Source organism: Collinsella sp. Sow4_D11 (assembly GCF_052116465.1).
GTDB lineage: Bacteria > Actinomycetota > Coriobacteriia > Coriobacteriales > Coriobacteriaceae > Collinsella.
On record NZ_JBQKLA010000001.1, the window covers coordinates 87,177 to 100,339 of the forward strand.

Below are 13,163 nucleotides of genomic sequence, written 5' to 3' on the forward strand. Positions count from 1 at the left end.
ATGGCAGACGTCAAGAAAATCGCCACGCGTGTAAGCTACGGCGAGGCCCTCGTTGAGCTCGCTGCCGAGCACGACGACTTTGTGGTCCTCGACGCCGACCTGGCTGCCGCCACGCAGACCGGTAAGTTTAAGGCCGCCTGCCCCGACCGCTTCTTCGATGTGGGCATTGCCGAGAGCAACCTGATGGGTGTCGCCGCCGGTATCGCGACCACCGGTCGTACCGCCTTTGCGAGCACCTTTGCCATGTTTGCCGCCGGCCGCGCTTTTGAGCAGGTCCGTAACTCCATCGGCTATCCGCACCTCAACGTCAAGATCGGCGCCACGCACGCCGGTATTTCGGTGGGCGAGGACGGTGCCACGCACCAGTGCTGCGAGGATATCGCCCTTATGCGTGTTATCCCTGGCATGACCGTGATTGTCCCGGCCGACGACGTGGAGGCCCGCGCCGTGGTCCGCGCCGCCTACGAGTGCGACGGCCCCGTGTACATGCGCTTTGCCCGTTTGGCCTCGCCGGTCATCAACGACCCCGAGACCTACAAGTTCGAGCCGGGCCGCGGCATCGTCATGCGTGAGGGCGCCGATGTGACCATCATCGCCTGCGGCCTGATGGTTGGCGAGGCTCTCGAGGCTGCCGAGCAGCTCGCTGCCGAGGGCATCGACGCCGAGGTCATCAACATGCACACCATTAAGCCCATCGACGCCGATCTGATCGTCAAGAGCGCCGCCAAGACCGGCCACGTCGTGACCGTCGAGGAGCACTCCGTGATCGGTGGCCTGGGCAGCGCCGTTGCCGACGTGCTCTGCGAGCAGTGCCCGACGCCGCTCAAGAAGATTGGCGTCAACGACACCTTTGGCGAGTCCGGCCCGGGCGCCGAGCTCCTGCACAAGTACGGCCTGGATGCCGCCAACATCGTGGCAACCACCAAGGAGTTCTTGGCCTAGGGCAAGACGAGGCGAAGTATCGCTTCAGCAACCGTAAGCAAGCCAGAACAGGGGCGCCCCCAAAGAGGGCGCCCCTGTTTTTGTCGGTAACAAACAAATTAGGCCCGCACCAAGCAAGGGCTTCCTCCGGGAAGCGGGCCCAGGCCAGCAAAGTGCAGCTCAGCCCTCCCAACTTTGTATATGCAGCACCCCAAGAAAAACGCGGCGACTCCTTAGTAGCCGCAGGCCGCGCACAGGGCTACCTCCCAAATCATTCCGCAGGACGGAGGAGTCCCCGCAGCGCGAAGCGCGCAGCGGGGACTCCGACATGTCCGAGGACGATTTGGGAGGTAGCCCTGTGCGCGGCCGGTGAGACCAAAACCCTGCCATGCTTCTTATGTGCAGTGAAGCTAATGCTGCTAAAATACAAAGCGCTCATGTAGTTTAAACGCACGATGATAAGGAGCACCAGTGGGTAACCACTTCCGTACCTCCGGTGCGGGCGATGAGGCCCCCAAGACACGGCAAGGTGTCCCGGGCACACGTTTCGCCACTCCGGATTCAGAGGGCCAGCATATTGCCCAGGCCCCCGCACAGCCGGCAGATCAGGCACGGCCGGCATCCGATCCCTTTGCCTACAATCCCACCAGCGATGTCGAGCTTTCCGCCGCTGCGGGCTTTGAGCCCGTCCAAAAGGTGACTGCTCGCGTGAACCAGCCTCAGACGTCAGCCGAGCCTCAGCCGACCATGGCGGGCATTCCCGATCCCATGGTTCCTGCTACGCCCGCGCCGCAACCGGCGCAGTCCGGCCTCTTTGCCGGCATTCCCGATCCTACGCAGCCCGCTGCGCCCATGGTCGAGAATGATCAGGCTGCCGAGGTCGCAAGTCTTGACAATGCGCTCAACAACCCCGATTTTACGTCGGTGTTCGCGCCTATCGATCCGCAGGCAAGTCGCAAGAAGATGGCCAAGCAGGCCGGTGTCGAGCCCGTCATTCTGATGGAGCATGTCACCAAGATCTACCCGGCACAGCCCAACAAGCCCGCACTCGACGACATCAACATCGAGATCTATCCGGGTGAGTTCGTCTTCTTGGTCGGTCATTCCGGATCGGGTAAGACCACGCTGCTTTCCACGCTCAACCGTGATGTCAGGCCTACGAGCGGTCGCATTTTGGTCGCCGGTCAGGATCTCATGAAAATCAAGAACCGCAAGGTTCCCTTCCTGCGCCGCCAGATTGGCGCCGTGTTCCAGGACTTTAAGCTTCTGCCGCAAAAGACCGCCTATGAAAACGTGGCGTTTGCCCTGCAGTGCATAGGCAAGCCCAAGGGCGTCATTCGCAGCCAGGTGCCCGAGGTACTGCGTCTGGTCGGTTTGGCCGATCAGATGGACTCGCTGCCCGATCAGCTTTCCGGCGGCGAGCAACAGCGCGTGGCCGTCGCCCGCGCCATGGTCAACCGTCCGCCACTGCTGATTTGCGACGAGCCAACGGGCAACCTCGACCCGGCAATTTCGCTCGGCATCATGAAGCTGCTCGAGCGCATTAACCGCACCGGTACGACCGTGATCGTGGCTACCCACGATCGCGAGATGGTCGATAGCATGCATCGTCGGGTGATCGCCCTCGAGGGCGGCCACGTAATCCGCGACCAGGAGAGGGGAGGTTACGGCAACTATGGCACCAACTAACGTGGGCTATTCGCTCAAAGAGGCAATGAGCCACTTCTTCCGTAACTGGACCACCTCGCTCGGCGCCGTCATCACGATTTTCCTTTCGCTGTTTATCATCGGCCTGTTCATCATGGGTTCCGCGATGCTGAACTCCGTGATCGGCACCGTTGAGGACCAGGTTGTTATCAACGCGTTTATTAGCGATGACGCCGACCAGGCCGACGTCCAGGCTTTCGAGAGTGAGCTCAAGACGTGGAACAATGTTAAGTCCGTGACCTATAAGGACAAGGACGACGCGCTGGCCGAGTACACGAGCAAGATGTCGGGTAACGCCGACGCCACTCTGAGCGCGCTTGACGGCCAGAATCCGCTGCCTGCTTCGTTCGCGATCGAGATGGACGATCCGTCCCAGGTCGAGAGCACGGCCAAGAAGCTCAAGAAGAACTCCGATTTCCAGAAGATCGCGGATGACGGTGACGTTGACGCGAGCGTTCTGTACGGTCAGGAGGAAGTGAGCCGCCTGTTCCAGGTGACGAACTACATCCGCATCGCTGCCGTTGTGCTTGTTGGTTTGCTGACGTTTATTGCGTTCATCTTTATCAACAACACGATTCGCCTGTCGATTACGGCTCGCCGCCGCGAGATTGCTATCATGCGCCTGGTGGGCGCCAGCAATGGCTTTATTCGCGGTCCGTTTATCACCGAGGGCGTGCTGCAGGCCGTTTTGGGCTCGCTGCTTTCCATCGGTGTTTTGGAGCTGCTTCGCAACCTGTTGGTTCCGCGTCTTCAGGAGAGCATTGGCTGGATGTCGTTTGCGCTGCCGATGCAATACTACCTGGTGACGTATGCCGCACTGATCCTGGTCGGCGTGATCATCGGTCTCTTTGGTTCCGCCATTGCCATGCGTCGCTACCTGCGCGTGTAGACACAGCTGGAATTAGTTTTGCTAACGGGCCGTCCCGCTCTGGGGCGGCCCGTTTTTTGATTCCCGTGCGACGGAGGAAAAGGGCTCACTGGCAGTTCGGCTTGTCTCGATAATTCGATTTTCTCCGTCACATAGGGATCATGACGCGAGGTGCGTGCCCTGTTGTTGATTGGGTAGACTCATTGATGCGTGCGGTTTAGGCCAGCACGGTGTTTTGACATGATGCGGTTGCGCCTGCGGGCCCCGCAACAGATAGTAAGGAGGCGCCATGGGGCGCAATAACAAACATAAGCGTAGCGCTCGCAACAAGCGCGCGCCGGTGCGTAGCGAGCGGCGTCCCAGCCTGACGGGCCGCGTGCAGCTCCATGAGCACAGCGCCTATGTTGTCACCGATAATGGCGACTATAAGGTTATGGGTCGCGGCAAGCGCGAGATTATGGACGGCGACATCGTGGCCGTGAGCATTAAGACCGGACCGCGCGGCGATCGCCGTGCCGTGATCGAGGGCGTTGTCGAGCGCGCGGCCATAAGCGTGGTGGGCACGTATCAGACGGCAGGCCCGCTCGGTGTGATCGAGCCGCTTGATTCGCGTCTCAAGGCCGATTTCTTTATTTTGCCCGAGGATACTTCGGCGGAGCGTTTGGGCGTGCATCCGGGCGATGCAGTCGTCGCACGCATCTTGACCTATCCGACACGCTTGGAATCGGGCACCGTGACTCTTGAGCGCCGCATTGGCGGCGACGATGCGCCCGACTTGGGCGTTCAATATGTCATGGCTCGTTACGGCTATACCGATAGTTATCCCGAGACCGCCCTTGCCGAGGCCGAGGAGCTATCGCTCGACGTGGCGACAGCTCTTAAGGACCCACTTCGCCGTGATCTGCGCGACCGTTTTATCATCACGATTGATCCGGTCGACGCGCGCGACTTTGACGACGCCATCTCTTTGGAGCGCACGACGCAGGGCGGCTACAAGCTGGGTGTCCATATCGCCGATGTATCGCATTATGTGGCCTGGGATGGACACATCGACCTAGAGGCTCGCCATCGCACGACGTCGGTGTACCTTGCCGATCGCGTGCTCCCCATGTTGCCCGAGCGCCTGTCGAATGATCTGTGTTCCTTGCGCCCCGACGAGGATCGCCTGGCGTTTACCGTCGACATCGAGCTCGATGCGCAGGGGCGCGTCCGTCACTACGATCCGTATCCCAGCGTGATTCGCTCGCGCGTGCGCATGGACTATGACGGTGCCGAGGCACTGCTGGTGCGTGCCGGTGCGGTGGAGTACTCCGTGTTGAAAGGTGCCGCCGAGGATGTTGCTGCAGCCGAGGCGTCGCGCGAGGAGGCGCTTGAGCGCGGTTTGACTTGCGAAGAGACTGCCCGCGACTACGACGTGGATCTGAGCGATTTCCTAGTCGCTGCCAACGAGCTTGCCGAGCGACGCCGTCGCATTCGCCGTGCGCGCGGCTCGGTCGACTTTGACACGGCGGAGATTCGCGCTTTGCTGGACGAGGACGGCATTCCCGTGCAGATCGTGGCCCGCGAGCGCTCGTGTGCCACGTCGCTCATCGAGGAAGCTATGCTGCTTGCCAACGAGTGCGTTGCCGAGTGGCTGGCAGACCGCGATATTGAGGCATGCTATCGCGTGCATGAGGATCCCAGCCCCGACAGCTTGCACGGGGCCGCTGTGGCGCTGGCGCAGCTGGGTATCATCGACGATCGCCGCGCGGCCGGCATTGCCCTGGGAAGTCCCGATGAGCTGCAGGCGGCGGTTGACGCTGCCGCTGGCACGGCAAATGCCCCGCTTGTCAACACGTTGCTATTGCGCAGCATGCAGCGCGCGCTGTACAAGCCGCGCAACGAGGGCCACTTTGCGCTCGCCGCGCCGTGCTACTGCCACTTTACGAGCCCTATCCGACGCTATCCGGACCTTGTTGTCCATCGTGTGCTCAAATTGCAGCTGGCGTATGAGCAGCTGGGCGGCAAGGATGCCTTGGCGCGCACGCCGCGGCTGATCGGCAGGGGTCGCGAGTCGCTGCCGCGCATCTTGCCGCAGATTTGCCGTGCATGCAGCGATGCCGAGCGTGCGGCCGACGCCGCCAGCCATGCGACGCAAAAGATCAAGATCGCCCAGTATTACGAGGATCGTCTGGGCGAGCGCTATGCCGGAACCATTTCGTGGGTCAGCAGCATGGGCCTCTTTGTGCGCCTCGACCTGACACAGGTCGAGGGCTTGGTCTCGATTAAGAGTTTGGGAAGCGAGTGGTTCGAGTTTGACGAGGACGCGCTCACGTTGACGGGTGCCGACACGGGGCGCCGTTTTGAGTTGGGGCAACGCGTGATCATCGAGGTCTCGCGTGTCAACACGACCCGCGGGCACTTGGATTTCAGGCTTATTCATTAGCCGGAATTTGGTGATTGATAGAGAACGGGGCGGTCTTTTGGGGCTGCCTTTTTCGTGGCGGTTCAATCGTCTTGCCGCTCGCGCGCTTGCGTCTTCCGCCTGCTATAGGGGAGATAAAACCTACCAAAATAAACCTGTCCCTTTTTGGGAGGTTTACGAGAGAGCGGGGATGAGATGACAACGGTGTACGGGTATGCGCGGGTGAGCTCGCGTGATCAAAATCTGAATCGGCAGCTGGATGCGCTGGGCGCCTATGGCGTGGAACCGGCGAATATCTTTGCCGACCATGCGAGTGGCAAGGACTTCGATCGACCGCGGTATCGCGAGCTGCTGTGCGCGTTGGATTCCGGCGATGTGCTGGTGGTACTTTCCATTGATCGGCTGGGCCGTAACTACAGCGAGATCCTCGAGGAATGGCGGTGCATAACCAAAGAGCTCGGCGCCGCCATCGTGGTGCTGGACATGCCATTGCTCGACACGCGCGCCAGAGACTGTGGTGGGTCGGACGTGACGAGTACGTTGATTGCCGATATTGTTTTGCAGCTGCTGAGCTATGTGGCGCAGGTGGAGCGCGAGAACATCCACCGGCGCCAAGCCGAGGGCATTGCGGCGGCGCGAGCGCGCGGCGTGCGCTTTGGCCGGCCCCGCAAGCCCTGTCCCCCGCAATTCGAGCTGGTACGCGATGCCTACGAGGCGGGTGATATCACGCGGAGTCAGGCGGCAAAGCGGCTAGGCGTGTGCGTGGGGACGTTCGATCGCTGGATGCGCGAGATGGAGTAGGGGCGCCACGGTCCTCTGGCGCCCCGATTCGAACATTTTGGATTTCGCTACGGCGACAACTGCATTTGGGGGTACACTCGCTGCTGCTCAAAAAATGACGGAGGTTAGCCCTTAGCGCGTGTGAAGCACATGGTCGGATGGATTTCGATTGTCCTGCTGGTCGTGACGCTGGCAAGTATTTGGATGCTGACGGAGCAAAACGTGGAGCAGACGTCGTCGCTCAGCGAGTCCACCGCGCGCGGTGGAAGGACGGGCCGCGGACGTGCGGCCCGACGCCACGCAGGAGTTCCAGGCGGGGGATGCCGTCGAGGGCACGGATTCAACGACTGCCACTGTTCATCCCGACCCGCTTGCGCCCGTTCGTCTGTGGATGGGTGCCAACATTCGTCGCGTCGCACATACCGTTGAGTTCTTCTTTGTAGGACTGTTTGCTTCGGCGACAGTGGCATGCCTGGGCGAGTGCCTGCCATGCGCGCGATTCCGGTACGTACTCGCTCTGCTCTTTTGCGCCGTCTGCTCTGTCGGTGACCAAGTGCACAAGATCTTTGTTCCTGGTCGTCATTTCGACATGATCGACCTGGGCTTCGATGCCGCGGGTTACGTTGTCGCCATGCTGTTGGTGCTGTTGGCCGCCGCGCTGGTTCAGCGCGCGACCTGTCTCATTGGCGCCCATGCGAGGCGCTAACCTCAAGATGGAAAATCGCGACCGCCTGTACGTCGGCGCTGGTTACAATATCGGCATCGGTCGCAGATGGCCATCGATGCGCTGTTTGCCAGACACTTGTCTTTTCTAAGAAGGGAATCCCCATGGCAGTGCTGTTTGTTGAATACCCCAAATGCTCGACGTGTAAAAAGGCCAAGGCCTGGTTGGACGAGCATGGGGTTGAGTACGTCGATCGCGATATTGTTACAGACAATCCTTCGGCTGAGGAACTTGCGACCTGGATTGCTCGTTCGGGGCTGCCGGTGCGACGCTTCTTTAACTCGTCGGGCATCAAATATCGAGAGCTTGGTCTGAAAGCGCGCCTGGATGCGGGTATGACGGACCAGGAGTGCTTTGAGCTACTCGCGACTGACGGCATGCTGGTTAAGCGCCCGCTGCTGGTGGGCGACGACTTTGCGATCCCCGGCTTTAGGGAAGCGGCTTGGACCGAGGCGTTGCTGTAGCGGCTTCGGAAAGTGCGTCCCGTTTCGAGCGCTGATTCTGGGACACGGTTTCCGGTTGAGGGCTCGACGGGAAAGTGGGGACCAGTTTGAGCTTGAAATCTGGGATGCGCTTTCTGCCGGCGGGCCTACTCCAGGGCGGGCCTGCCCCAGTCAGTCCTTCAGCTGCGCCCATTCGTGTGGGTCGTAGGTCTTTACGTGCTTGTCGGGCGTGTCGCTCCAGTACTCTTCGTCCATAAAGGGCAGGTATGCCTGAATGCCGGGGCAGATAAACGGAATTCGTTGCCGCTGCCGCCGCTCGCGCTGCCGCCGCTCCAGGTTCGTCTCGGATATGACGGTCGGCATGCCGGACAGCTCGACGAGACTTGCCTGGATGCGCTTGAGGTCGGGGAGCGCCGCATGCCATGACGTCCGCATGATCAAAAGATACTTCGATTGTGTTGACTGGTGCTATCGTTTTCGCGTTAGTATCTGCCAACGGTTGACGGCTACCGCTCGCGGCGTTTTGCCCTTCGTGTACAGCGGTCGGCATCACAGGTCCTTCACGGGTTGGACGAAATTAGGCCAATTTGACCGAATTTTAAAAAAGTCAAAATTAAGACTTGCGTCATCGCGATGCTTCCCGTATATTTCTTTCTTGCGCAAAGGCACAGCCGAGCGCAGCGATGCAGTCATTGGGATGTCGTCTAATGGCAGGACAGCGGATTCTGGTTCCGTCAATGGGGGTTCGACTCCCTCCATCCCAGCCATTGCATTTGCTACATATGGCCCGTTCGTCTAGCGGTTTAGGACGCCGCCCTCTCAAGGCGGAGATCACCAGTTCGAATCTGGTACGGGCTACCACAAATTGAATGCCCGGGCCTCGCAAGAGACCCGGGTTTTGTGTATACACCGCATGTGTGGAATGAGCCGCGTTTCACCTGGACCGAGGAGTTGCCATGGACCTGCCCATCAGCCTACAAGACATTACGTATGCCGAGAATTACCTGGCGCAGGGAGACCTGGCCACGGCGACGCCGCTGCTGGAGCGTTTGGTGGAGCTCGCCGAGGAGTATATCGATGCCGAGTGCAAAACGGAGGAGAACCGCCAGTACTTTAGCTTCGATAGCAAGTTTGAGCGCCTGGCCTACCGCCGCGTGGAAAAGGATCCACGCGAGCTGGTGCAGGTCGAGGTGCCCTTTGACCGCCTGTACTCCGACATGGCGTTTGCCTACATCCGTCAGCAGGATTATGTGAGCGCCCGCAATGCCTTGATGCAGGCCGTGCGCTGGGACCCCATGAACTGCAACTACCGACTGGATCTGGCCGAGCTGTTCCGTGCGCTCGAGGACAAGCAGGAGTGGGCTTCGCTTTCGTTTTCGGTGCTGGAGCGTGCGAGTGACGGCAGGTGCGCCGCCCGCGCCTACGCCAACTTGGGCCAGTACTTTTTGGAGCCCGAGACCGAGAACGTCTCGGCGGCCGTGGGTTGCGCACGTCTGGCGCTGCGCTTGGCCCCTGGCGATTCACATACGACGCGCTTGCTCAGCAAGATCCATGCCACCTATCCGGATGCCGCCGACGAGAGTGATGAGCATGTGATGGGCGAGCTGGCGTTGCAGGGCGTACCGACCTCGCCTTCGGCCGAGATTGCCATTTGTCTGATTATGTGTGCGACCGACGCTGCGGGCGACGGTGACAAGCAGGAGGCTACACGCCTGACGGTCCGTGCCCGCGACCTGGTGGGCGAGGAGGCATGCGCGGCGATCATTAAGCTGGTGCGCGAAAGCGATGCCGAGCTCAACGCCGAGCGCAAGGCCAAACGCGAGGCTGCGAGCGGGAAAGCCGATGACGCCGAGGAGGCCGGCGATGCCCAGTAAGCGCGAGCGCAAGCTCATCTCCAAGAATCGTTCGGCGCATCACGAATACTTTATCGACGAGACATTCGAATGCGGCATTGAGTTGAGCGGTACCGAGGTCAAGTCGATTCGCGAGCGCGCCTGTCAGATTACCGATACTTTTGCGCTGATTCGCGGCGGCGAGTGCTGGCTGGTGGGTTTGCACATCCATCCCTATAGTCACGGTGGCGTGTGGAACCGTGATCCCGATCGCCGGCGCCGTCTGCTGCTGCATCGCAAGGAGATTGATTTTCTTGACGGCAAACTACGCAACCGCGGCTATGCACTGGTGCCGCTCGAGCTCTACTTTAATACCGATGGTCGCGTTAAGCTGCTGTTGGGCCTGGGCCGTGGCAAAAAGCTCTACGACAAACGCGAGGACATGGCCAAACGTGACGTTCAGCGCGAAATCGATCGCGCGCTTAAGGAGCGTAATCGCTAAGGGTTGATATCCGGGCGGGCGGGGATGTTCATCCATCACTGTTGTCGTACTCCCGGTCTGCTCCTCGCAAGTTGCGGTGGAATAGTTCCTGTTTGTTGGGTATCCAGGCTTAAACAGGGGCTTTTTCACCGCAACTGCGTGTGGCTCATTTTTCTTACCGTTCTGACACATATGTCTCATTGTGGGTATATACGTCTGCAAGGCTCAATTCCGAGTTAGGGGAGTGATCGTTTTGGATAAAACTGCGTTCTTTACGATGCCGTGCGGGCTGTATGTGGTGAGTGCCGCGGCAGATGGGTCGCGCGCCGGCTGCATTATCAACACCGCGGTGCAGGTGACGTCCACGCCGCCGCGCATTTCGGTTGCCGTGAACAAGGAAAATGTCACGTCTAGCGTTATCTCGTCTGCCAAGGCCTTTGCGCTGACCGTGATCGATCAGACGGCCGATATGCCCTACATTGGTAACTTTGGATTCCGTACCAGCAGCAACTATGACAAATTTGCCAAGTACGAGACGCGCGAGACCGCACTGGGCATGCCCTATGTTCCCGAGCATGCGGCGGCCTTGTTTAGCTGCCGTTTGATCGACACAGTGGATGTGGGCACGCATCTACTGTTTATCGGCGAGGTCGAGGATGCCGAGCGCCTGAGCGACGAGACGCCGCTCACCTACGATTACTACCATAAGGTCCTGAAGGGCAAGACGCCGCCCAAGGCGTCTTCGTACCAAGGGTAGAAATGCGGTAAAACCGCTTGCATTATATTATTAAGAATGTATACTAATAAGCAAAGTACACCAGCAGCCACGTTCGAGAGGAGAACATCATGGCCGAGGAAAAGAAGACGTACAAGTTCGTGTGCACCGTTTGCGGTTACGAGGTAGAGGTCGACACGCCCGAACTGCCCGAGGATTACGTGTGCCCGGTGTGTGGCGTCGGTCCCGATCAGTTTGAGCTCGTCGAGGAGTAGCTCGTAGACACACGACTTGCAGCAACATATAGCTCTGTCCAAGGGCCCCGGTCGGATATCCCGGCCGGGGCCCTTTTCCTCCGTCCCCAAGGGATCACGGCTGCTATTAGCCGATCCTGTCTGTTGTGAGTCCGGCCGACCTTTTGTCTTAACCTGCAACATCTAACGGCTCAAAACGGGTCTTCCTGTTACAGAACGAGACAAACCAAAACCATCATTCTCAAAATCTCAATCTATAACATTTAGGCACGTAAACCCCCTCTACTTGTTACAGATCGAGACAAAAGGTTGGGGCTGAAGAAATATCTCGATCTGTAACATCTGGGCGCGGAAATTGGGTCCACTTGTTACAGATCGAGACAAACTGAAACTATCTCTCAGAAAATCTCAATCTGTAACATCTAAGGGCTCAAAAAGGGTTCACGTGTTACAGATTGAGACGTTATATCTGGACAGTCACGCCATCCCATTACATCCCCGTTAGCAGCACGATGTCGAGAATCGTCACGATGACACCGATCCCTACGAGCAACGCGTTGAGCGGGCGCGAGTTGGCGTATTTGCCCATGACGCGGGGCGAGCTGGTGAGTCGTATGAGCACAAAGACCGTAATCGGCAGCTGAAGCGACAACAGTGCCTGACTCCAAATGAGACCCTCAAAAGGATTCGGGACGATCAGGCACGCCGCCACGGCGCCGACGAAACAGGCCGCCACTCCGATCGAGGAATGTCGGTCGTGGATGTCGTATTCCTCGTCGAATATGCCCGCGGTGATGGTGCCCGCCGCCATGCCCGCCGTCACGCTACTCGATATGCCCGCAAACAGCAGTGCCACCGCAAAGATGGTCGAGCTTGCCGGGCCCAGAATGGGGGAGAGCGTGGCCGCTGCGACGGCGAGGTCGTCTACGACAATGCCGTGCGCAAAGAAGGTCGTTGCGGCCAGGATGACCATGGCCGAGTTGATTGCCCAGCCCACACCCATCGAAAAGAGCGTGTCGAAGAGCTCGTAGTGCAGGCGTTCTTCGATAACCTGCTCGCCTTGGCCTTCGAAGTGCATGGATTGGATGACCTCGGAGTGCAGGAAGAGGTTGTGGGGCATAACGACCGCGCCTAGGACACTTACGATAATCGCGACTGAGCCGGTGGGCATACTGGGTGTGATCCAGCTTGTGGCGGCTTGCGGCCAGTCGACCTTGACCAGCAGAAGCTCGGCTAAAAACGAAAGTCCCACCACGCCCACGAAGGCGATGATCCAGCGTTCGGCGCGTTTGTAGGAGCTTGTCATGAGCATGACAATCGATGCCGCCGCCACGATGATGCAGCCGGCACGTACGGGCAGGCCAAAGAGCATTTGAAGTGCGATCGCACCGCCCAGGACTTCGGCCATGGCGGTGGCGACCGTGGCTAGATACGCGCTGCCGAGTATCGCACGCCCGACGAGGCGGGGCAGGTGGCGCGTCGTGGCCTCGGCAAGACACATGCCCGTGGCGATGCCCAAGTGAGCCGCGTTGTGTTGCAGCACGATGAGCATGATCGTGGACAGCGTGACGATCCACAGCAGCGCGTAGCCAAACTGCGAGCCGGCGGCCATATTGGAGGCCCAATTGCCCGGGTCGATAAAGCCGACGGTCACGAGCAGCCCGGGGCCGATATGCCGTGCGATGTCGAGTCCGCCGTGGCCGCCGGTGCGCGGGGAGCCAAAGTGATGTTTGAGATGGTCGATCATGGTGCACTCCTGCGTGCCGTTTGTTTGACGCCGCAAAGGATACCCGTTTTAGGCTCAAAATTTGACCATGACTAACAAAATTGTTGTGATGGTAAAAGGGGGTTGCCGAAATGTCTTGATCTGTAACAACTAGGGATGGAAATTGGGCCTAGGTGTTACAGATCGAGACAGGAAGAAATGGTCCTATGGAAAATCTCGATCCGTAACAGCTGACCGCCAAAACCGGCCCTTCATGTTACAGATTGAGACATTCGGAACCGTCTCTCGAGAACATCTCAATCTGTAAC

13 protein-coding genes and 2 tRNA genes are annotated in these 13,163 nt (G+C 59.4%); 13 read left to right on the forward strand and 2 right to left on the reverse strand.

Features of this window, described 5'->3' with window-relative positions; translation table 11 throughout:
- The 7 genes from ACTQ40_RS00420 to ACTQ40_RS00450 all read left to right on the forward strand — a co-directional run bounded on the left by ACTQ40_RS00420 (position 1) and on the right by ACTQ40_RS00450 (position 7,868).
- Complete coding sequence (locus ACTQ40_RS00420) at positions 1-942, forward strand: transketolase family protein (RefSeq protein WP_441014998.1); 942 nt, start codon at positions 1-3, stop codon at positions 940-942.
- Between the two features lie 450 nt (positions 943-1,392).
- Positions 1,393-2,610, forward strand: a complete 1,218-nt coding sequence (gene ftsE / locus ACTQ40_RS00425) for a cell division ATP-binding protein FtsE (protein ID WP_370450584.1) — start codon at positions 1,393-1,395, stop codon at positions 2,608-2,610.
- Complete coding sequence (gene ftsX, locus ACTQ40_RS00430) at positions 2,597-3,517, forward strand: permease-like cell division protein FtsX (RefSeq protein ID WP_154515997.1); 921 nt, start codon at positions 2,597-2,599, stop codon at positions 3,515-3,517. The genes ftsE and ftsX overlap by 14 nt, the downstream gene beginning before the upstream one ends.
- A gap of 268 nt (positions 3,518-3,785) precedes the next feature.
- A complete protein-coding gene (locus ACTQ40_RS00435) occupies positions 3,786-5,921 on the forward strand; it encodes a ribonuclease R family protein (protein WP_441563068.1) in 2,136 nt (711 codons plus the stop codon).
- 174 nt (positions 5,922-6,095) lie between these two features.
- The gene (locus ACTQ40_RS00440; protein WP_427717749.1) at positions 6,096-6,701 is read left to right on the forward strand and encodes a recombinase family protein; all 606 of its coding nucleotides are present in this window, start codon (positions 6,096-6,098) and stop codon (positions 6,699-6,701) included.
- Positions 6,702-6,963: 262 nt separating this feature from the next.
- Positions 6,964-7,386, forward strand: a complete 423-nt coding sequence (locus tag ACTQ40_RS00445) for a VanZ family protein (protein WP_441563069.1) — start codon at positions 6,964-6,966, stop codon at positions 7,384-7,386.
- Between the two features lie 116 nt (positions 7,387-7,502).
- On the forward strand, positions 7,503-7,868 hold the full coding sequence (locus tag ACTQ40_RS00450) for an arsenate reductase family protein (protein ID WP_441563159.1): 366 nt from the start codon (positions 7,503-7,505) through the stop codon (positions 7,866-7,868).
- Between the two features lie 150 nt (positions 7,869-8,018).
- Here the strand turns inward: ACTQ40_RS00450 and ACTQ40_RS00455 are convergent, their stop codons facing one another.
- Positions 8,019-8,282, reverse strand: coding sequence for a hypothetical protein (locus ACTQ40_RS00455; RefSeq protein WP_441563070.1), 264 nt, complete (start codon positions 8,280-8,282; stop codon positions 8,019-8,021).
- Positions 8,283-8,540: 258 nt separating this feature from the next.
- Here ACTQ40_RS00455 and ACTQ40_RS00460 point away from each other — a divergent pair.
- The 6 genes from ACTQ40_RS00460 to ACTQ40_RS00485 all read left to right on the forward strand — a co-directional run bounded on the left by ACTQ40_RS00460 (position 8,541) and on the right by ACTQ40_RS00485 (position 11,150).
- Positions 8,541-8,614, forward strand: a tRNA-Gln gene (locus ACTQ40_RS00460).
- Between the two features lie 17 nt (positions 8,615-8,631).
- A tRNA-Glu gene (locus ACTQ40_RS00465) sits at positions 8,632-8,708 on the forward strand.
- Between the two features lie 95 nt (positions 8,709-8,803).
- Positions 8,804-9,721, forward strand: a complete 918-nt coding sequence (locus tag ACTQ40_RS00470) for a hypothetical protein (protein WP_427727424.1) — start codon at positions 8,804-8,806, stop codon at positions 9,719-9,721.
- Entirely contained in the window at positions 9,711-10,181 is a 471-nt protein-coding gene (smpB, locus tag ACTQ40_RS00475) for an SsrA-binding protein SmpB (protein WP_006235325.1), read from the forward strand. Before ACTQ40_RS00470 ends, smpB begins: the two co-directional genes overlap by 11 nt.
- A gap of 232 nt (positions 10,182-10,413) precedes the next feature.
- Complete coding sequence (locus ACTQ40_RS00480) at positions 10,414-10,917, forward strand: flavin reductase family protein (protein WP_117743517.1); 504 nt, start codon at positions 10,414-10,416, stop codon at positions 10,915-10,917.
- An 89-nt stretch (positions 10,918-11,006) separates the two neighbouring features.
- On the forward strand, positions 11,007-11,150 hold the full coding sequence (locus tag ACTQ40_RS00485; protein ID WP_035137395.1) for a rubredoxin-like domain-containing protein: 144 nt from the start codon (positions 11,007-11,009) through the stop codon (positions 11,148-11,150).
- A gap of 469 nt (positions 11,151-11,619) precedes the next feature.
- Here the strand turns inward: ACTQ40_RS00485 and ACTQ40_RS00490 are convergent, their stop codons facing one another.
- The gene (locus ACTQ40_RS00490) at positions 11,620-12,876 is read right to left on the reverse strand and encodes an Nramp family divalent metal transporter (RefSeq protein WP_427717762.1); all 1,257 of its coding nucleotides are present in this window, start codon (positions 12,874-12,876) and stop codon (positions 11,620-11,622) included.
- Positions 12,877-13,163 lie beyond the last annotated feature (287 nt).

What these genes read in the sequence shown, in the direction of transcription:
- ACTQ40_RS00420 (WP_441014998.1), top strand. Translation starts at nt 1, where the DNA reads ATGGCAGACGTCAAGAAAATCGCCACGCGTGTAAGCTACGGCGAGGCC.
- ftsX (WP_154515997.1), top strand. Translation starts at nt 2,597, where the DNA reads ATGGCACCAACTAACGTGGGCTATTCGCTCAAAGAGGCAATGAGCCAC.
- ACTQ40_RS00435 (WP_441563068.1), top strand. Translation starts at nt 3,786, where the DNA reads ATGGGGCGCAATAACAAACATAAGCGTAGCGCTCGCAACAAGCGCGCG.
- ACTQ40_RS00440 (WP_427717749.1), top strand. Translation starts at nt 6,096, where the DNA reads ATGACAACGGTGTACGGGTATGCGCGGGTGAGCTCGCGTGATCAAAAT.
- ACTQ40_RS00455 (WP_441563070.1), bottom strand. Translation starts at nt 8,282, where the DNA reads ATGCGGACGTCATGGCATGCGGCGCTCCCCGACCTCAAGCGCATCCAG.
- ACTQ40_RS00470 (WP_427727424.1), top strand. Translation starts at nt 8,804, where the DNA reads ATGGACCTGCCCATCAGCCTACAAGACATTACGTATGCCGAGAATTAC.
- smpB (WP_006235325.1), top strand. Translation starts at nt 9,711, where the DNA reads ATGCCCAGTAAGCGCGAGCGCAAGCTCATCTCCAAGAATCGTTCGGCG.
- ACTQ40_RS00485 (WP_035137395.1), top strand. Translation starts at nt 11,007, where the DNA reads ATGGCCGAGGAAAAGAAGACGTACAAGTTCGTGTGCACCGTTTGCGGT.
- ACTQ40_RS00490 (WP_427717762.1), bottom strand. Translation starts at nt 12,876, where the DNA reads ATGATCGACCATCTCAAACATCACTTTGGCTCCCCGCGCACCGGCGGC.